Origin of the sequence: Streptococcus oralis (assembly GCF_001578935.1) — a bacterium.
In the GTDB taxonomy this organism is placed as follows: Bacteria; Bacillota; Bacilli; order Lactobacillales; family Streptococcaceae; genus Streptococcus; species Streptococcus oralis_R.
In genome coordinates this window covers 97,003-116,456 of the sequence record NZ_KQ969522.1, presented here as the reverse complement: position 1 = coordinate 116,456, position 19,454 = coordinate 97,003, and the positions used below count along the sequence as shown (strand labels likewise).

Below are 19,454 nucleotides of genomic sequence, written 5' to 3'. Positions count from 1 at the left end.
ATGAAACAGTGGAAAGAAAAAATCATCCGTTATGCCGTTCGTAACCGTAAATCTCCAGAAGAAAACCGCCGAAGAGTAGGGAAAAGCCTGAGTCTATTGGCTGTCATACTCTTCGCTGTCTTTTTGGTCAACTTTGCGGTCATTATCGGAACGGGTAAAAAATTTGGTAAGGACTTGGTTCAAGAAGCAAAAAAAGTTCACCAAACAACCAAAACGATTCCAGCCAAGCGGGGGACCATCTACGATCGTAATGGAACGCCTATTGCAGAGGATGCAACTTCGTATAATATCTATGCCGTTATTGACAAAACCTACAAGTCAGCAACGGGTAAGGTTCTCTATGTAGAAGATTCTCAATTTAATAAGGTAGCTGAAATTTTCCATAAGTATCTGGATATGGAGGAGTCCTATGTCAAAGAACAGCTTTCTCAGCCAAATCTAAAACAGGTATCTTTTGGTACCAAGGGAAATGGGATCACCTATGCCAATATGATGGCTATTAAAAATGACCTCAAAACTGCTGGTGTTGAGGGAGTTGACTTTACAACTAGCCCTAACCGCAGTTATCCAAATGGTCAGTTTGCTTCTTCCTTTATCGGTTTAGCCCAACTTCATGAAAATGAAGACGGCACCAAACGATTGATTGGAACCTCTGGTTTGGAGAGTTCTCTAAACAGTATCCTTGCTGGAACAGACGGAATCATCACTTATGAAAAAGATCGCCTTGGAAATATCGTTCCAGGTACAGAGCAAGCTTCGCAACAGACTGTAGATGGAAAGGATGTTTACACGACCATTTCCAGTCCTCTGCAGTCCTTTATGGAGACGCAGATGGATGCCTTTCAGGAAAAGGTAAAAGGCAAGTATATGACAGCTACCTTGGTCAGTGCTAAGACAGGGGAAATCCTGGCTACGACACAACGGCCGACCTTTAACGCGGATACCAAGGATGGCATTACAGAAGATTTTGTTTGGCGTGATATCCTCTACCAAAGCAACTACGAACCAGGGTCGACCATGAAGGTGATGACCTTGGCGTCTGCTATTGATAACAACACCTTCCCGGGTGGGGAATATTTCAATAGCAGTGAGTTGAAGCTAGCAGATGCTACTATCAAGGACTGGGACGTAAACGAAGGTTTGACCAGTGGTGGGACGATGACCTTTTCTCAAGGCTTCGCCCATTCTAGTAATATCGGGATGACTTTACTTGAGCAAAAGATGGGAGATGCGACTTGGTTAGACTATCTCAATCGCTTTAAGTTTGGAGTGCCAACTCGTTTTGGTTTGACAGATGAATACTCAGGGCAACTACCAGCTGACAATATTGTAAATATCGGAATGAGTGCTTTTGGTCAAGGGATCTCTGTTACCCAGACCCAGATGCTTCGTGCCTTTACAGCCATTGCTAACGACGGGGTCATGTTAGAACCGAAGTTTATCAGCGCCCTCTATGATCCGAATGATCAGTCCGTACGTAAGTCTCAAAAAGAGGTTGTCGGAAACCCTGTTTCAAAAGAAGCAGCATCATTAACTCGCGATCATATGGTTATGGTTGGGACAGATCCTGTGCACGGGACTATGTATAACCACAGTACAGGTAAGCCGACGGTCAATGTCCCAGGACAGAATGTTGCCCTCAAATCAGGTACGGCCCAGATTGCAGATGAGAAGAATGGCGGATATTTGACAGGGGTGACTAACTATATTTTCTCCGTGGTTGCTATGACTCCGGCTGAAAATCCTGATTTTATTCTTTATGTAACGGTTCAACAACCAGAGCACTATTCGGGTATCCAGTTGGGAGAATTTGCCAATCCTATTCTTGAGCGCGCTTCTGCAATGAAAGAATCCCTCAATCTTCAGTCAACTGCTAAGAACTTGGATCAAGTAAGCAAGACGACAAGCTATGCCATGCCGGCTACAAAGGATATTACCCCAGGAGATTTGGCAGAAGAATTGCGTCGCAATCTTGTTCAACCAATCGTTATCGGAACAGGAACAAAGATTAAGGACAGTTCTGTTTCTGAAGGAGGTAATTTAGAGGCCAATCAGCAGATTTTGATCCTGTCTGATAAGGTCGAAGAGATGCCTGATATGTACGGTTGGACAGAGGAAAATGTTCAAACATTTGCCAAATGGCTAAATATAGAAGTCGAGTGGGAAGGTAGTGGCAAAACGGTCAAAAAACAAAGTGTCCGTGCCAATACTGCTCTCAAAGATATTAAAAATTTAAAATTAACTTTAGGAGATTAAGATGATTAGTTCCATTAGTGCTGGAATTCTAGCCTTTCTATTGACCTTGCTTGGTATTCCAGCCTTTATCCGTTTTTATCGAAAAGCACAGATTACGGGTCAGCAGATGCACGAGGATGTCAAGCAACACCAAGCTAAAGCTGGGACTCCAACCATGGGAGGTCTTGTCTTCCTGATCGTTGCAGTAGTGGTGAGCTTCCTTGTTGCTCTCTTTACCCAACAATTAACCAACAATGTTGGCATGATTTTGTTTATCTTGGTTTTGTATGGTTTGGTAGGCTTTTTGGATGATTTCCTCAAGGTCTTTCGAAAGATCAACGAAGGCTTAAATCCCAAGCAAAAGCTAGCTCTCCAGCTCCTTGGAGGAGTGATTTTCTACCTCTTTTATGAGCGTGGTGGCGACATGCTTTCAGTTTTTGGCTACCAGGTACATTTGGGTATTTTCTATATTTTCTTTGCCCTTTTCTGGCTAGTTGGCTTTTCAAATGCGGTGAATCTGACTGACGGGATTGACGGCTTAGCAAGTATTTCCGTAGTGATTAGCTTATCAGCCTACGGTGTGATTGCTTATATGCAAAATCAACTGGATATTCTTCTTGTGATTCTTGCCATGATTGGTGGTTTGCTAGGTTTCTTTGTCTTTAACCACAAGCCTGCCAAGGTTTTCATGGGGGACGTTGGAAGTTTGGCTCTAGGTGGGATGCTGGCAGCAATCTCTATGGCCCTCCACCAAGAATGGACCCTTTTGCTGATTGGGATTATCTATGTCTTTGAGACAAGCTCTGTTATGATGCAGGTTACCTACTTCAAACTTAGTGGTGGGAAGCGTATTTTCCGTATGACACCTGTGCATCATCATTTTGAGCTTGGAGGATTTTCAGGCAAGGGCAATCCTTGGAGTGAGTGGAAGGTTGACTTCTTCTTTTGGGGAGTTGGTTTGAGTGGAAGTTTGTTAGCATTAGCCATTTTATATTTTCTATAAGAATATATAGAAACTTTTTAAATCTAAAAGACCGCCTATGCAAACGCATCTTGACGGATATCGTAACTGTTACTAAAAAATGAGGTTGGGAATTTTGTCTCAGTCTCTTTCTGTTTCAGGGGAGAGTTAGAAATTGGGAGATAGGATAACTTAGTGGTATCGTGTCATTTTGTTGCTATCTAGATAGTGAGCATATTGGAAAAACTGTTATCAGAACTTATATTGATAAGTTCTGGCGGAAATCATATTAACAATGTAATTTTCAGAAAAATAAGAAAAATTCCAAAATGTTCTTGACATCACTTCTGAAAGGTGATAAGATAAGTACCATAAAAAAGAAAGCGAAAAATTATGAAAATGATGCAAGTAATGAACAACAATCAAAACTTTTACTTTAGCTACTTTAGATAGTGTTTGTAGACATGTCATCATGGATACAAACAGCTCAAGCAATTTGTTTGTATCTATGTGGCTAAGATTTTTGATTGTGGTCCATATAGATGATAGATCTAAATGGACTGGTTTACTGTTACTTGTTGAAATCTTTCAAGCATCCGTTTAGATTTTTATCTAGGCGGTTTTTTATTTTCGTTTTAAAAGAGGTGTTTTTATGAAAGGTATTCGCAAATTACTAGCCCCTGTCTTGGTGGTGGGTATTCTACTGACCACCTTGGTCACGCTTCATCATATAAAGTCTGATAAGAAAAAGGATGTTTTTCGTATCGGAATTTCCCAGTTTATCACCCATCAATCGCTTGATGCGACACGAAAGGGGTTTGAAGAAGAACTAGCCAATCAAGGTTATATTGATGGAGAAAATATCCAGATTACTCTTCAAAATGCACAAGGGGAACAACGTAATCTCAAGACGATTTCCCAGCAGTTGGCAGCATCAAGCGATGTTGTCTTTGCCATTGCAACTCCGTCAGCTCAGAGTTTAGCGACTACGACCAAGACAACTCCTGTGATTTTTTCAGCTGTGACGGATCCTGTGGGGGCAAAATTGGTAGCGTCTATGGAACAGCCAGGTGGAAATGTGACAGGAACGAGCGACCAGTCGTCAGATGCTATTGCGACTCAGATTGACTTGATTAAAAAAGTGCTGCCACGTGCGAAGACTATCGGAATTCTCTATACGCAAAGTGAGCCGAATTCAGTGGTGCAAAAGGACGAAGCTAAACGCCTACTAGAGGAAAAGGGATTTGCAGTGGTGGAGAAGACAATCCTTGATAGTAATAATGTCAAGGCGGCGGCAGATAGCCTGATGTCAGAAGTAGATATGGTCTTTGTTCCAACAGACAATATCATCTCTTCTACAATGGAAACCATCAAACAAATATCAATCAAGTACAAAGTGCCTGTTTTTGGTGGTTCGACGGAAATGGTGGCTATTGGTGGACTTTATAACTATGGCACAGACTATGAAGGATTGGGACGACAGACGGCTCGTATGGTTATTCGAGTATTGAAAGGTGAAAAAACAGAAAATATGCCAGCAGAACTGCCAGAAAAGCTAGAACTGCACACCAATAAAGAAATGGCAGAAGCACTTGGAATTGATATTAGTGTCTTAGACAGCCAAGAGTAGGAGGTTTGATATGGATTTTGTATTATCGAGTTTATCGGAAGGACTTTTATGGTCCATCATGGGGATTGGGGTCTATTTGACCTTTCGGATTTTAGACATTGCTGATATGACAGCGGAGGGAGCTTTTCCTTTGGGGGCAGCCGTAGTAGCATCGCAGATACAGGCTGGAACAAATCCCTGGTTAGCTACTATTTTGGCTATTTTAGCGGGGATGATTGCAGGGATGGTATCAGGTTTGCTCCATACTAAGATGAAAATCCCAGCACTTCTAACGGGGATTGTGACCTTGACAGGACTTTACTCCATCAATATTAAGATTATGGGCAGTGTTCCCAATTTGTCGATTGGGGACGCCTCAACTGTCTTTAAACAATTAATGGGATTGGGTTTATCCAACGAACAAGCAGTCTTTTTCTTGAGTTTATTCTGCTTGTTGATTGTTTGCTTGCTCTTGACCCTACTGATGAAAACTCAAATTGGTCTTGTTCTTCGCTCAACGGGTGATAATATCCCTATGAGTGAGGCTAATGGGGTTAATGTGGACAATATGAAGATCGTAGGCTACATGATTTCTAATGGATTGATCGCCCTTTGTGGAGCCTTATTTGCGCAGAATGATGGCTTTTCAGATGTGACCTCTGGAACGGGGACAATCGTAGTTGGCTTGAGTGCAGTGATTATCGCAGAAGTCTTGATTCATGAATTGACCATTGGTTGGCGCTTGCTGTCTATTGGGGTCGGTGCCGTTGTTTACCGCTTGATTATCCTAAATATCTACGAGATTCCAAATCTGGATCAAAATCTAGTGCGTCTTTTCAATGCTATTTTATTAGCGCTGGTTTTATTTGCACCAGAGGTACAAAAACGTCTAAAGGTTCGTGGCCTTAAGTTGGGAAATAAATAGGAGAAAGTTATGGCAACATTGTTATCAATTGAGGGAATTCACAAAACGTTTGAAGTTGGCACAGTGAATGAAAATCATGTCCTTAAAGGTCTGGATTTACAGGTAGAAGAAGGAGATTTTATCTCCGTTATCGGTGGAAATGGTGCTGGAAAATCAACACTCATGAATATCCTGGCAGGAAATCTGGCAGTCGATGAAGGGGATTTGCTCTTAGAAGAAAAATCAATCAAACAAACCAGTATCCGAAAACGAGCGAAGGACATTGCGCGTGTCTTTCAAGATCCAAAGATGGGAACAGCTTCTCGTTTGACCATTGAGGAAAATATGGCTATTGCCCTAAGACGTGGAAAAGGTCGTGGCTTAGGATGGGGAGTTCGAGAAAAAGATCGTGAGCTGTTTCGAAAAGCGCTCAAGGAGCTGAATATTGGACTGGAAAATCGTTTGAAAGTATCTACTCAGTATCTATCTGGAGGGCAGCGGCAGGCTCTGACCCTAGTCATGGCAGCCTTGGTCAAACCGAAACTATTGCTCCTAGATGAACACACGGCAGCTCTGGATCCAAAGACTAGCCAGATGGTTATGAATTTGACCCAAAAAATCGTAGAGAATCATCAACTAACGACCTTGATGATTACTCATGATATGAGTCATGCTATTGAGTATGGCAATCGCCTTATCATGCTCTATCAAGGAAAGGTTGTAGTGGATGTTCGGGGGAAAGAAAAGAAGAATTTGACCGTGGAGGAACTTCTGCATCTCTTTCACAAAAATAGTGGTCAAAGTCTGGTGAGCGATGAATTGGTGCTTGGTTAGAATTTTTTGGGAAAAGCAAGCAAAATTCTTGCTTTTTTCTTTTAAGTGGATTATAATTGACTTATCAATGATTGATAAGTCAATTATAAAGGAGGAGCATATGCCCCAGATTAATGAACTGCTCTACCAGCTTCATCTGGCGGATCAGGCTAGTACACGTTTGTTTGAAAAACGACTGGAGATTAGTCTGACTCGGTACCAGATGTTGCAGTATCTATTGGAGCATGAGAGTTCAACGCAGATTGCTCTTAAGGAAGTTCTGGAGATTGATCAAGCTGCGCTAGCCCGGCATTTTAAGATCCTGGAGGAGGAGGGCTATGTTACCAGACAGCGCAATCCGCTCAATCAGCGGGAGCAGTTGGTTGCATTGACTCCGTTTGCCAGAGAACAATTAGTGGAAAAACCTCCAGCCCAACATCTAGTCGTCAAAAAACAGATGGAAAACATCCTTAGTGAAGCTGAAAGTCAAGAGCTTTCCCGATTATTAGCCAAACTCGTCGCCGGCCTTGAGCAGGTCGATCTTTAACATTAGAAAGTAGGAATACACATGTCACTTATCACCCTTATCTTAGCAAGTCTTGTCGCTTTAGAACACATCTATATCTTTTACCTAGAAAGCATCGCAACTCAGTCAGATGCGACTAGTCGCGTCTTTAACATGGAAAAGGAAGAATTGTCCCGAAAATCCGTCACCTCCCTCTTTAAAAATCAAGGAATTTACAATCTTTTGATTGCCCTTTTCCTCCTCTATGGCATTTTTATCTCTGGCAGTCTTGAGATTGTGACCATTTTTGTCCTCTTTGTTATCGGAGCTGCGACTTATGGGGCGCTCACAGCGGACAAGAAAATCATCCTCAAGCAAGGTGGCCCAGCGATTTTGGCCTTGATTTCTATCTTGCTCTTTAAATAAAGAGAAGCACAAATAATAGGGGGCTAATAACCTGCAATGGTGTGCTTGGTTTGCTATTTTCCTCTTTTTAGCCGTGTTTTGCGTTAGGTGGATAAATATTAGAACAGAAAGACAGTGAAGCTTCGTGAGTCACTCCTACCTTAGTCAAGGCTAATGGGATGAGAAAAATCTAAAAGTATTTTATAACTCTCTCCTTTCAGTATTTGTAGTATTATAGCGGAAATGGCCTTTTTGATAAGAAGAGAGACTGCAGGTGGCTCACCCTCTTTTATATCTTGACGGTCGTCTCCCTGCGGTTCTTGATTTTTTTGAAAAATCTTGCTAGACTGTAACCACTAAGATAAAAACACGGTTCTGGTTGGTAGTCCAGACATAGGTTCGTCTCGTTTTTGCGAGGCTGTGAATCCTATCAGTAACCTTCCTCCTTGGGTTGTCCGTTCTTGGGGATTTTTTAAGGAGGTGCTGTCATGGAGAAGGTTTCAATGACGCTGACAGTTTATTTTGACGAGGGCTTTTGGTATGGCCTGTTTGAGCGGGAGCAAGCGCAAGCTTATGCGGTCTGCCGTGTTCCTTTTGGTACGGAGCCCAGCGATCAGGAAGTGCTGGATTTCCTGCATCAGCATTACCATCAGCTGCGCTTCAGTCCTAGTATCAAGGCAAAGTCTAAGGTCAGGTCGATTAATCCCAAACGCCTGCAGCGGCAGGCTAAGAAGGAGCAGGCGGCCCGGCCTTCCACGAAGTCTCAGGAGGCGCTCAAGCTGCAATGTGAAGAGCAAAAGCAAGCCGCTAAGTCTCGGAGCAGGCAGCAGAAAGAACGGGTCAAGCAGAGAAAATTCGAACGCAAACAGCAAAAACGCTTGGAAAAACACAAGGGACATTGAATCCGTTTTTCCACTGCTTGAAGGCGGTAGGACAGAACTAAATTTTTAAACATTTAGTTCGTCGTCCCAGCCTTTTTTCTTTAGGATGATTGAAGGCAGGTGCTTTATTTTTACTTAATGTCGTAAATTGTCAAGAACCTGTCAGGCATTATCGTTTACTTGTCAGGCTTGGTATCGTATAATAGTCTCATCAATCAAATGAAACAAAAGAGGAAATCAACATGTCAAACAAAAAAGTTATCTTAATCACTGGTGCTTCATCAGGAATCGGCTACCAAACAGCGGAACAATTGGCCAAAGGAGGCCACAGCGTCTATGGAGCTGCCCGTCGTGTGGATGCTATGGAGCCGCTCAAAGCCTTTGGCGTGACTCCTGTCCGTCTCGATATCACGGATGAAACTTCTATCAAGGAAGCTTTAGAAACTATCATCGCTAAAGAAGGGCGCATCGATGTCTTGGTCAATAACGCTGGCTACGGGTCATACGGCGCTGTCGAAGATGTAACTATCGAAGAAGCCAAGATGCAGTTTGAGGTCAACATCTTTGGCCTGGCCAGCTTGACCAAGATGGTCCTCCCTTACATGCGAAAACAAGCGTCAGGCCGCATCATCAACATCGGCTCTATGGGCGGTCGTTTGACCTCTTACTTTGGCGCTTGGTACCATGCGACCAAATACGCCCTTGAAGCCTTCTCAGATGGTCTGCGGATGGAAGTGTCAGACTTTGGCATTGAGGTGGTCTTGGTAGAGCCAGGCGGCATCAAGACTGACTGGGGCTTTATCGCAGCGGACAAATTGGCCGAGTCAGCCAAGGGTGGTGCCTATGAAGCAGCCGCAACCAAGGCAGCGGAAGGCATGCGCAGCCAGTACTCTGGCAACATGATGTCAGATCCTAAGGTCATCTCAAATGCCATTTCAAAAGCGGTCAACAGCCGCCGTCCTAAGACCCGTTACTTGGTCGGCATGGGCGCAAAACCCTTGGTCTTCCTGCACGCTATCCTACCAGACCGTTGGTTTGATGCCCTTATGAAACGGGCTAGCTAATAGTGACGAAAACATTCTACTAGACTAGAGCATCCCTGCTCTGGTCTTTTTTATTTGGAGAAGTCTGGAAATTGTTTGTCTATATTGTCGTAAACTGTCAAGTTGATGGCATGCCTTGCTATGGGATTTTCTTTAGTCAAGGTTTATAATGTTTTCTATAAAGAAATCAGATTGGGGAAAAATATGACAACTGCTATTTTACTGGGAGCGACGGGAGAAGTCGGAGGCGCTATCTTACAAGAACTCCTGGCTAGTCCAGCCTATTCGACTGTCTACGTCCTTGGGCGTTCTTCCATCAATCGTTTGCCCCATCATCCAAAGATGATCACAATCGTTACGAATCTGGAAGACCCACAAGTGGATCCCGCTATCCTCAAGCAGGCAGATGTCTTTTTTGCCATTGGGACTGGGGTGCGGGCTGACTTTGAAAGGGTCGATTACGGCTATGCGGTCGCTTTTGCCCGTCTCTGTCAAGGAAAGATCAAGAGTTTCAATCTGGTATCGGCCAATGGTGCCAATCCAAACACCTCCTACACCTACTTGAGGGTCAAGGGTCAGTTGGAGGAAGAACTGCGCAAGATGGACCTTGGACAGGTGCGATTTTACCGCCCTTCGATGTTAATCGCGCCTAAGAGGGCAAACCTCCAACTGGGAGAAGCCATTTGGATTAAGATTTTCCAAATCATCTCACCCTTTTTACTAGGGCCTCTATCTAGCTGGAAGGGCATCCGCCCCCAAGCGGTCGCAAGCGCCATGGTTTCCAATGCGATTTGCGCCAATCCAAAAACGATTTATCGCTACAAGGATATGGTGAAATAAAACAAACTGTCGTAAATTGTTAATAGCCTGTCAGACATTATCATTTACTTGGCGGGAATTCTCCTGTATACTAGACTTATCACATAAAACAAAAGAGGAATACAAACATGTCAGCGAATAAAGTTATCTTAATCACCGGCGCATCATCAGGAATGGGGAAACTCTCAGCCCAAGACCTCATCAAAGCAGGTCACACGGTCTACGCCGTTGCCCGTAGCGTGGACAAGATGGTAGATTTGGAAGCCCTCGGTGGCCACATCATGAAGATGGACGTGACCAATGAAGAGGATATTGAAAAAGTAGTCGCAAAAGTCATTGAAGAAGAAGGGCGGATCGATGTCCTTTGGAACAATGCTGGTTATGGCCTTTACGGTCCTGTCGAAGACCTGTCCATGGAAAAAGTCCAACAACAGATGGAAGTCAACGTCTACGGAGTGGCTCGTCTGACCAAGAAAGTCCTACCATACATGCGGGCCCAAAAAGAGGGACTCATCATCAATACCTCATCAATGGGTGGGAAAATCTATACCCCGCTTGGAGCTTGGTACCATGCCTCTAAGCATGCCATCGAAGGCTTTAGCGACTGCCTCCGTATGGAAGTCAAGGAGTTTGGGATCAAGGTGGTCGTCTTGGAACCAGGCATGATCAACACTGGTTTTAACGCTGGTGTTAGCCAAAACTTTTCTTATGAGTCCAAAAATGGTGCCTACAGCCGTTTGGTCAATGGCTACATCAAGGCTATGGAAAATAACCCAGCTCCAGGGTCAAGCCCAGAAGTCATCTCACGTACCGTTTTAAAAATCATCAATGCCCGTAACCCTAAAACCCGTTACCTAGTCGGTCGTGGCGGTAAACTCCTGGTCGGCATCCGCCGTATCTTTGGCGATAAATTCTTCGACCGGATGATGCTCATGTCCATGCGTTAAAAAGGAGAAGCCATGCGTCTCAACCTCAGCCAACAATACCTAGAAAATCTCAAGGCCCTTGGCTTGGATTTTCAGTCCATCCTCGACCTTGCCCAGTTGCCGGATACCAGCTGGAAAGAGGAGATGATTCTGTCCACTCTGGATTATTACCATCTGCTCACAGCCTTTGATAAGGTGGCCAGCGACGAGCAGATCCTTGCCATGAGCCGGATCAAGGACATCCAGATGTTCATGCCCCCATTCTTTGCGGCTCTGTCCTCAAAAAATGGGCTTGCGGCCATTGAGCATTTCGCAAAATACAAGAAAATCACAGGTCCTATCGTGGTCTCAATCGAAACCTTTGACGACTTGGTGCGGGTCAACTACCGCTATGACTATGCCGGTTTGGACTTGCCCCGCTTTGCGGTCCTCAATGAGCAGTTGCTCCTGCTGGATCTGATCCGGACAGGCACAGGCGAAGCCATTGCTCCCGTCCATGTGGAGACGCCCTTTAGCTATGAAGCAGTTAGTAGAGACACCTTTGCCTGCCATGTGGAGCAAATGGAGGGCAATGAAATGGTCTTTCGTAAAGCAGATCTCGAGAAGCCCTTTCTCACGGCCAATAATGTCATGCTGGACTATCTCGAGCCCCAGCTCAAGGAGCGCTTGGCAGAGGCCATGACCAGCGAGAGCTTCACCGGTGTTGTCCAGCAAAAACTCTACCAGATGATTCCGAGTGGTGCCTTTGGCATTGAGGACATTGCGGCCTCTCTGGGCATCAGTAGCCGGACCCTTCAGCGCAACCTGACCGCAGAAGGCACCAAGTTTAACCAAGAACTGCACAATGTCCAAAAGCTTCTGGCCTTTAGCTATTTTAAACAGCCAGAAATCAGCACCGACGAAGTCGCCTACCTCCTAGGCTATGCTGAAGTTTCCTCTTTCTCCCGCGCCTTTAAAAAATGGACAGGACAGACCATTACGGCCTATCGGGAAGGGCAGGCAAAGCAAAAACTTTAAATCCAACTAAAAATGAGGACACACTAAGCAGGAAGTTTGGTGTGTTTTTAAGATAAAATGTAGTTTTAAAAAAACACAAAATAAAAAGCAGTTTTTCCTTGACTAACTTCCAAAAAACTGCTAAACTATGTTTGTAAAGTAATTTTTAAAAAACACAAAGTGAGTAGGATATGAAAAAAATACAGCTAGGAGACTTGGTAACCTTTCAGGTTGGTTTTCCGCAGTTTCGGGTCAAAGAAAGACCAAATGGCCATCGCTATAAGATTTATAATCAGCTGGATTTGGAGGATGATCTGGCTGGAGTCAGTCACAAGGAGCGCGAGTCAAAGGAGCTAACAACGACAGATCCGCTGACACAGCTGAGAAATGGGGATTTGATCTTTAGTCTCATCTCGGGTACAGCCGCCATCGTCTCAAAGGAGCACGAGGGCTATTTCTACACTCAAAACTATGTCGTCTTAGAACCCTCAAAAGAGCTAGACAAGAACTTCTTGCTCTACCTCTTAAACGAAGATAAGGCCGTTAAACGTCAGTTTCTCCTAGGGTTGCAAGGGTCGGCTGTTTTGAAATACACCGTCAAACAGTTGAGAGAACTGCAACTACCAAGGCTGGAAAGTCTGGAACGACAAAGGCTGATCGGTATGGTTTACCGTAAGCAAGAAGAGGTCAAAGCTTTAAAAATACGACAAGCTGAGAGAGAATATCTCCTACGAATGGGAGAACTAGAGGAGGTTCGCAAGGTATGAAAGAACTAGATTTTGAAAAGCAGTTAATCACTTATCTATCAACCGGACAAGTTGACGGGACGACAGATGGAAGAGAAGTGACAGAAACTCCGGTCGCCTATGTGACCAAGAAGCGTCTGTGGAAGTATGAAAAGGACATCAAGACGACAGAAGCCCTCTGGCAAAACTTTAAGGAAATCCTTGAGCAGCATAACCAAGACGTGCTCAAGAACCCTCTGTCGGTCGCAGAATTTAACCAAGTGAAGAAAATCATCTCTGATCTCAAAATACCCTATCAGGCAGGTCAGTTTCTCTATGGCCTAAATGGGATTTCACAGGTAGAAGTGGATATGGATGATGGTCGCCATGTCTTTTTGACCGTTTTTGATCAGCGTAAGGTCGGGGCAGGCGATACGATCTATCAGATTGTCAATCAGATCCACCGTCCTGCTGTGATTGCTGGGAAGGAAAATCGGATTTTTGATACGACTCTTCTCATCAATGGGCTTCCTATTATCCAGATTGAAGAGAAAAAAGATACGGTAGATGTCAATGCGGCGCTCAATCAGATGCACCAATATATCGACGAACACCAGTATAGTGACATCTTCTCTACGGTGCAAATCTTGGTCGGTCTGACCCCAACGAATGTCAAGTACATGGCTAATACCACCAGTCAAGGCTTCAATACAGACTTTGCCTTTAACTGGCAACGGCAATCCGATAACACTCTGGTGAGGGATTGGAAGGAGTTTGCAGATAGCATGCTGTCTATCCCCATGGCCCATCAGATGGCCACCAACTACATGATCCTGGATGGGACGAAAAATAAGCAGATGCTCAAGGTCATGCGCCCCTATCAGGTCTATGCCACACAAAGGGTCATCGAAAAAATCAAGCAAACGGACTTTGAGCTCTCCAGCACGAAAATCGGCTATATCTGGCATACCACTGGCTCTGGAAAGACCATCACCAGCTTTAAAACAGCTTGGCTAGCTAGTCGCTTGCCAAATGTGGACAAGGTTGTCTTTGTTGTGGACCGCATCGCCCTAACCAGTCAGACCTTTGATGAGTACAGTGCCTATGATCCAGATGGTGTCGGTGAGTCTGCAGGCAGTGTCCAAGATACCAAGAAAACCACCGAGCTCAATCGTCGTCTCAAGAGCAAGGACAACGGCATCATCGTCACCTCTGTCCAAAAACTCAATACCCTTATCAACCGCAAGAGTTTTAAGGCGCCTGACAAACGCATTGTCTTTATCGTGGATGAGGCTCACCGCTCGACAGGTGGACTCTCCTTTGCGGCTATTCAAAAAGCCTTTCCGCAGTCAGCCTGGGTCGGCTATACGGGGACACCGATGTTTGATGAGACGACCAGAGGGCTAAGAACGGAAGATATCTTTGGTTCCTTGCTCCATGCCTATACCATCCGTGAAGCCATCGCAGACCGCAATGTCTTGGGCTTTAAGGTGGACTTTGAAACCACTATCGATGAAGCAGCTATGAAAGAGCGCTACCTACCAGCCTTTTATCGGGAACGCTACCCTAAATGGACAGAGGAGCAAATCCAAGAAAAAATCGCCCACCTCTCGCAAGAAGACATGGACGACGCGATCGAGCCTAGTTTTTATGATGAAAATCCTGACCATGTCAAACTTGTTGTGGCAGATATTTTCAAGCATTGGCGCAATCGTTCTAAGGACGGGCTCTACAATGCCATGCTGACAACACACGTGGGAGGTGGAAAAGCCAGCACCCCGATGGCTATGATGTACTTCCGAGAGTTTGAACGGGTCAATGATGAAAGACGGGCAGCAGGTCAGCCAACCCTAAAGGTAGCCGTCACCTTTAGCAAAAATACCACCAATAATGATAGTATGCTGGAAAGCAACCAAGGTCTCCATGAAGCTATGACAGTCTACAATCAGCTTTTTGGAACGAAGTTTGAGATGGATAATGTCGCTGGCTATACAGAGGATGTCACCTCTCGCCTAGCAAGGACGGCCCATGATGGTCAGTATCTGGATCTGGTCATCGTGATTGATCAACTCTTGACAGGTTTTAATGCGCCAGAGCTCAACACTCTCTATGTCGACCGCACGCTCAAGGATGCTAGTCTCATCCAAGCCTACTCTCGCACTAACCGTGTGGCGGATATGAATGAAAAACCTTGGGGGCGCATCGTCAACTACCGCTGGCCAGCCCACAATGAAAAATTGATGAATCAAGCTCTCTCTATCTACGCCAATAAGGACTCGGCCAAGCTGAGTGATGAAGAGCGCAAGGCAGGCAATACCAAGGATGGCATCACTGCGCCAGAGTTTCAAGACCTGCTCACTCAAGTCAAGGAAACCGTCACCCAGCTCTCTGACATGACACAAGTCTTTAACCAACTCCCACCGTCTGAAAAGAAAAAAGAAGACATGCTGGGCTTGCTTAGAGACTATAATACAGGCATGTCCAAGCTCATGCAGTACACCCCAAGCGAGGAAGAAGGGGGCGATGTAGGCTTTGACTACGATGATCCCGATATTCTCCTAAAAGAACTAGGGATGACACCTGAGCAGGAGGTCATGCTGACGACAGTCTTGACCAATGAACTCAAAAACCACCTAGCCAAGGAAAAGAAAATCCCTATCTGGCAGGTGGAGTTACGCATGACCCATGTCAAGGATGTGGAAGTCAACTATGACTACCTGACAGAGCTCATCGAGCAGCTTCTCAACCAAGTTCACGAAGGTAAAAAGGAAGCAGCCAAGGAAACCAAGGAAGAAATCCAGAAATTTGCCAATAGCTTGGAAGACCGCACCTATGCAGAAAAAATCGTCACTGCAGCCCAAGCGATCTACCAAGGGCACTACCCGACAGCAGATAGTAACTTTACCTATCCAGCTCGTCTCAGCGAAAGCCAAACAATCATCCAAGAAGCCAATGCCGTCAGTCTCAATCGTGTCTTTCTCGACTTTCGCAACCAGTGGGGCATCACGGACATCGTGACCAACCAAGGCTTGCGTAGCCTCTTTGCCAACCACCGCTATGAGCAAAAGGACATGGATGATAGCGGTCAACTCCGTGACATCATCGCCCAAGCCAGCCTGACCTACCAAGAAATGGCTATGGATAGCAAGGTCCAAGCCCTTAGCCGGATCAAATACCGCAACGGCCTCAGAGAAGCAATCTACCAACTGGCTGACCAGATGGTGGAGCGGTTGTAATAAATTCGTTTACAAAGAAAGGGGAATATATGTTACTTGGAAATGAATTCAAACCTATATCACAAGTTACGTCACCTTCAACTCTCTTAAATAGTAAACCTGGAAAAGAACTTGAAGTACTAGTTGCTGTGCTTCAAGAAGAATTAACTGAGGATGAGTTTGCTTTTATACAAACGAAATTAGTTGAAATTGCTAAGGGTGTGGACTCTACTTTCTCTTGTGAGACGGTTGCTTTAAAAATATATAATAGTTTATTTAAGTCTGGGAATTTAGGAGCTAAGACTTTAAAAAGTAGAAAGCATATCATTGGCTTTGCGGCTGAATTTTTTCTTATCTGTATCTTGAGAGAGCAGGGTTACCAACAAGAGTTCTGTTATAGAAATTTGGAAGAAAATTCAGCTAAAAAAGGCTTTGACGGTCTATATAGTAAAGATGATGAAATGTGGTTAGTTGAGAGTAAGTCAACCTATTCAGAAGAGACTCATGAATCTAGAATTGTTGCTGCATACAATGGCTTAAATAGTCAACTTTCTGGACAAACCAGTAATGATCCGTGGGAGAATGCTGCAAGTCATGCTAAAAACGCTAGACCAAATAATTCTTTAACAAAACGTTTAGAGGAATACAGTGAAAGTTATATGAATGGTAACTTTATTACAATCAGTGATAGTAATATTATTCTAGGTTCCACGGTTGTAAACGAAGAATTGGTAGCATTAGGTGATGAAATTCATTTTCATAATTATGTCGAAAAACATCAAGCACGTAAAGAGAACATTATTGCGATAAATTTAACATCAGAGGATTTATTTATAAAACTATTGGAAAGGTTAAAAAATGAGTCATAAGCAGGACCAAGGTTTGAGGGCGCTTACCGAAATACGAAAGAATGAAAAAATTTCAACTAGGCTTCAACAACTATTATATTTATCTTCCTCTTTAACAGAAAAGGAAGCAGAGTACTTATTTGGAATTGCTTTAATTTTAATAGATGAGTATGAAAAAAATCGTCAAAAGACTCTTTTAATTGACTATGCCTACTTGATTATTGCAAGAACGTGTTTTAAAATAAAAAAATTTAATGCATTATATGATTTTTCTGTTAATTATGGTTATTATCCTGTTGCTAAAAAAATACTAAGTGAAGGCTATATCCCAGAGGAATCTCAAAGGCTGACCCACGTTCTTTCTAATGGGGAAATGGATAGATTTATTGAAAATGGTAAAGTGAAAACCTATGAGCAAGATAGAGTTTTTCAAAAGGTATTAAATTCAGAGAGCAATCAATTTTCATTTATAGCACCGACTTCTTATGGGAAAAGTGAAATTATTTTTCGGCACTTATCGAAGTATGAAGATGATGGGAATGTTGCTATAATTGTTCCAACAAAGGCTTTAATTGATCAGACTTATCGAGAGGCTAGACAAGTCGTAACAGATAGAAAAATCATTATACATGATCAAAATTACAATTCTGAAACAGATGATAGAGTATTAGCGATTGTAACACAAGAAAGGGGGCTTCGATTAATTGAAGAGGGGATGATATTTAGTGTCATCTATATTGACGAAGCTCACGAATTGTTAAATAGTTCTTCTATACGGAGTATTTTACTATCACGTTTTATTAAGTTGGTACAAAAATTTAATCCGAATGTAAACATGGTATACTTGTCACCGGTTATCAGTGATTCTTCCAATCTTTCTTTGGTTGATCAGGGACAGATTGAAGAATATAGGATAGCTAAAAATTTAAAAATACTGTTAATTAAATTTTTAGATTTAAGTGGCAAAGAACAAGTTTATGATGTTTTTTTGAATCAATTTATTGAATTAGATAGAATCTTTTCAGGCTCTTATGAGTATATTTCACAGTTGGTTCAGTCAGGAAAATTCAAAAAGAATTTACACTTTTTGTTTAAACCCAGAGATATTGAAAAATATGCAAGGAAATTGGCTTCTAGTTTGTCTAATATAGAAGTTCCAGAAGAGATTAGAACACTTCAAGAAGAGCTAGCGGAAATTGTTCATCCTGAATTTAAGTTAATTGATTTTCTTTCGAAGGGGACAGTTTATTTGCATGGGAAAATGCCTCTGATGATACGAAATTATTTAATTAAGTTTGTTAGAGAATCTGAATTTATTAAAAATTTTATTGCGAATTCGATTATTTTAGCAGGGATCAATCTGCCGATTGATAATCTAATCTATATTTCAGGGAAGTCTAGTCAAAATGATTTAGTGAATCTGATTGGTCGGGTAAATCGCCTAAATGAGATATTTCATGAAGGAGCTGCATTATCTAAGATTTTTGTACCTGTGCATTTTGTTGATATTGAGGAATTTCCTCAACCTAATGGTGGGAAAATGAAGGATAAAATAGAATCTCTCAGAAAGAAGGGGGCGGATGAAATGAAAAACCCTATGTTGGAGAATATTAAGGTAACAGATACAGTTCTTGAAGCTCGGAAAACTGAAGCTAGAATATTAGAGCTATACACCACAAACGATTTTGCAACTCGTTTACACAAGGCAGGTGCACAGCAGGTCCTTTGTTATACGCAGGAAGGAATGAAGATGCTTGAAAAGATATTGAAGGAGGCCAAATCTATTGACGAAGGCTTAGAGAGGGAAGAACTAATAAGTCAGATTTTCCAGAAAATAAAAAGTATTTTTTTTGATTCCTTTACAATAAATCCAAACAATAGCCAGAACATGGTTAACGATAGGTTATTCAAACCTAGTGAAAATATTAAACGTTTGAGATATGAGCAGACTCTAACATACTATAAAAACTTCCTTAAGAATAGTGCAAACCCGATTAAATTAAGGGTTAATGGTATCTATGCATATTGGCAAAGATTGTTAGAAAGTCCTACTTCAACGAATTGCTTTGTGTATGTTGGTAAGTCATTTGGGGAAGTCCCATATCAGACGGCCGCTTATAAGGGGAATGCTAAGGTATATATTGATTTAAGGGATCATACTGGAGATAAGCATTTTTTGTATAATACCGCAATCATTAAGTTACAATTAGATGAGGAATTCGTATCATATGAATTAATGTTATTAATTAGTACTTTAAAAGAATTTGGTATTATATCTCAAAGTCAGTTTGATTACTTTTTCTACGGGACAATTGAGGAACATGAAATTGACATTCTTCGTTTGGGGATTTCAAGAACAACCTACCACGCGTTAAAAGAAAGTAATCAAACAGAGAATATAGTATTTGATAAATTTGGCAACCCTAGAGCAAACCAAACCTTAAAAGATTATATTCAAACTAAAAAAGGTATTGAAAAGTTTGAATTAGAGCAGTTCTTTTTATAAAGAAGGAGTTTACATGAAAAACATACCAAAATTAAGATTTCCAGAGTTCAAGGATACCGAACC

General features: G+C 42.8%; 16 protein-coding genes. All 16 read left to right on the top strand.

Annotation, left to right across the window (positions count from 1 at the left end; genetic code table 11):
• Positions 1–2,256 (top strand): penicillin-binding protein PBP2X, encoded by a 2,256-nt coding sequence (pbp2X, locus tag SORDD15_RS06930; RefSeq protein WP_061415887.1) that lies wholly within the window; start codon positions 1–3, stop codon positions 2,254–2,256.
• A 1-nt stretch (position 2,257) separates the two neighbouring features.
• Positions 2,258–3,238, top strand: coding sequence for a phospho-N-acetylmuramoyl-pentapeptide-transferase (mraY, locus tag SORDD15_RS06925; RefSeq protein WP_061415885.1), 981 nt, complete (start codon positions 2,258–2,260; stop codon positions 3,236–3,238).
• 610 nt (positions 3,239–3,848) lie between these two features.
• Positions 3,849–4,826, top strand: coding sequence for an ABC transporter substrate-binding protein (locus tag SORDD15_RS06920; protein ID WP_061415883.1), 978 nt, complete (start codon positions 3,849–3,851; stop codon positions 4,824–4,826).
• A 10-nt stretch (positions 4,827–4,836) separates the two neighbouring features.
• On the top strand, positions 4,837–5,730 hold the full coding sequence (locus SORDD15_RS06915) for an ABC transporter permease (RefSeq protein WP_061415881.1): 894 nt from the start codon (positions 4,837–4,839) through the stop codon (positions 5,728–5,730).
• A 9-nt stretch (positions 5,731–5,739) separates the two neighbouring features.
• Complete coding sequence (locus SORDD15_RS06910; protein WP_061415879.1) at positions 5,740–6,543, top strand: ABC transporter ATP-binding protein; 804 nt, start codon at positions 5,740–5,742, stop codon at positions 6,541–6,543.
• 100 nt (positions 6,544–6,643) lie between these two features.
• Positions 6,644–7,069: a MarR family winged helix-turn-helix transcriptional regulator gene (locus tag SORDD15_RS06905; RefSeq protein WP_061415877.1), complete on the top strand. Its 426-nt coding sequence runs from the start codon at positions 6,644–6,646 to the stop codon at positions 7,067–7,069.
• A gap of 21 nt (positions 7,070–7,090) precedes the next feature.
• Positions 7,091–7,453: a DUF1304 domain-containing protein gene (locus SORDD15_RS06900; RefSeq protein WP_061415875.1), complete on the top strand. Its 363-nt coding sequence runs from the start codon at positions 7,091–7,093 to the stop codon at positions 7,451–7,453.
• A gap of 467 nt (positions 7,454–7,920) precedes the next feature.
• Positions 7,921–8,334, top strand: a complete 414-nt coding sequence (locus tag SORDD15_RS06895; RefSeq protein WP_061415873.1) for a YjdF family protein — start codon at positions 7,921–7,923, stop codon at positions 8,332–8,334.
• Between the two features lie 221 nt (positions 8,335–8,555).
• Positions 8,556–9,377, top strand: coding sequence for an oxidoreductase (locus SORDD15_RS06890; protein WP_061415871.1), 822 nt, complete (start codon positions 8,556–8,558; stop codon positions 9,375–9,377).
• 183 nt (positions 9,378–9,560) lie between these two features.
• Positions 9,561–10,196, top strand: a complete 636-nt coding sequence (locus SORDD15_RS06885) for an NAD(P)H-binding protein (protein ID WP_061416412.1) — start codon at positions 9,561–9,563, stop codon at positions 10,194–10,196.
• Between the two features lie 107 nt (positions 10,197–10,303).
• Positions 10,304–11,122 (top strand): oxidoreductase, encoded by an 819-nt coding sequence (locus SORDD15_RS06880; protein ID WP_061415869.1) that lies wholly within the window; start codon positions 10,304–10,306, stop codon positions 11,120–11,122.
• 12 nt (positions 11,123–11,134) lie between these two features.
• Positions 11,135–12,118 carry a helix-turn-helix domain-containing protein gene (locus SORDD15_RS06875; RefSeq protein ID WP_061415867.1) on the top strand — a complete coding sequence of 328 codons (984 nt, stop codon included), beginning with the start codon at positions 11,135–11,137 and terminating at the stop codon, positions 12,116–12,118.
• A 170-nt stretch (positions 12,119–12,288) separates the two neighbouring features.
• Complete coding sequence (locus tag SORDD15_RS06870) at positions 12,289–12,864, top strand: restriction endonuclease subunit S (RefSeq protein ID WP_081102394.1); 576 nt, start codon at positions 12,289–12,291, stop codon at positions 12,862–12,864.
• The gene (locus SORDD15_RS06865; RefSeq protein WP_061415866.1) at positions 12,861–16,058 is read left to right on the top strand and encodes a type I restriction endonuclease subunit R; all 3,198 of its coding nucleotides are present in this window, start codon (positions 12,861–12,863) and stop codon (positions 16,056–16,058) included. The genes SORDD15_RS06870 and SORDD15_RS06865 overlap by 4 nt, the downstream gene beginning before the upstream one ends.
• A 29-nt stretch (positions 16,059–16,087) precedes the next feature.
• Positions 16,088–16,906, top strand: coding sequence for a Hachiman antiphage defense system protein HamA (locus tag SORDD15_RS06860; RefSeq protein ID WP_061415864.1), 819 nt, complete (start codon positions 16,088–16,090; stop codon positions 16,904–16,906).
• Positions 16,896–19,391: a DEAD/DEAH box helicase gene (locus tag SORDD15_RS06855; RefSeq protein ID WP_061415862.1), complete on the top strand. Its 2,496-nt coding sequence runs from the start codon at positions 16,896–16,898 to the stop codon at positions 19,389–19,391. The genes SORDD15_RS06860 and SORDD15_RS06855 overlap by 11 nt, the downstream gene beginning before the upstream one ends.
• Positions 19,392–19,454 lie beyond the last annotated feature (63 nt).

Excerpts from the sequence above, each read along its gene's own strand:
- pbp2X (WP_061415887.1), top strand. The coding sequence starts at position 1 with ATGAAACAGTGGAAAGAAAAAATCATCCGTTATGCCGTTCGTAACCGT.
- mraY (WP_061415885.1), top strand. The coding sequence starts at position 2,258 with ATGATTAGTTCCATTAGTGCTGGAATTCTAGCCTTTCTATTGACCTTG.
- SORDD15_RS06920 (WP_061415883.1), top strand. The coding sequence starts at position 3,849 with ATGAAAGGTATTCGCAAATTACTAGCCCCTGTCTTGGTGGTGGGTATT.
- SORDD15_RS06915 (WP_061415881.1), top strand. The coding sequence starts at position 4,837 with ATGGATTTTGTATTATCGAGTTTATCGGAAGGACTTTTATGGTCCATC.
- SORDD15_RS06910 (WP_061415879.1), top strand. The coding sequence starts at position 5,740 with ATGGCAACATTGTTATCAATTGAGGGAATTCACAAAACGTTTGAAGTT.
- SORDD15_RS06905 (WP_061415877.1), top strand. The coding sequence starts at position 6,644 with ATGCCCCAGATTAATGAACTGCTCTACCAGCTTCATCTGGCGGATCAG.
- SORDD15_RS06900 (WP_061415875.1), top strand. The coding sequence starts at position 7,091 with ATGTCACTTATCACCCTTATCTTAGCAAGTCTTGTCGCTTTAGAACAC.
- SORDD15_RS06895 (WP_061415873.1), top strand. The coding sequence starts at position 7,921 with ATGGAGAAGGTTTCAATGACGCTGACAGTTTATTTTGACGAGGGCTTT.
- SORDD15_RS06890 (WP_061415871.1), top strand. The coding sequence starts at position 8,556 with ATGTCAAACAAAAAAGTTATCTTAATCACTGGTGCTTCATCAGGAATC.
- SORDD15_RS06885 (WP_061416412.1), top strand. The coding sequence starts at position 9,561 with ATGACAACTGCTATTTTACTGGGAGCGACGGGAGAAGTCGGAGGCGCT.
- SORDD15_RS06880 (WP_061415869.1), top strand. The coding sequence starts at position 10,304 with ATGTCAGCGAATAAAGTTATCTTAATCACCGGCGCATCATCAGGAATG.
- SORDD15_RS06875 (WP_061415867.1), top strand. The coding sequence starts at position 11,135 with ATGCGTCTCAACCTCAGCCAACAATACCTAGAAAATCTCAAGGCCCTT.
- SORDD15_RS06870 (WP_081102394.1), top strand. The coding sequence starts at position 12,289 with ATGAAAAAAATACAGCTAGGAGACTTGGTAACCTTTCAGGTTGGTTTT.
- SORDD15_RS06865 (WP_061415866.1), top strand. The coding sequence starts at position 12,861 with ATGAAAGAACTAGATTTTGAAAAGCAGTTAATCACTTATCTATCAACC.
- SORDD15_RS06860 (WP_061415864.1), top strand. The coding sequence starts at position 16,088 with ATGTTACTTGGAAATGAATTCAAACCTATATCACAAGTTACGTCACCT.
- SORDD15_RS06855 (WP_061415862.1), top strand. The coding sequence starts at position 16,896 with ATGAGTCATAAGCAGGACCAAGGTTTGAGGGCGCTTACCGAAATACGA.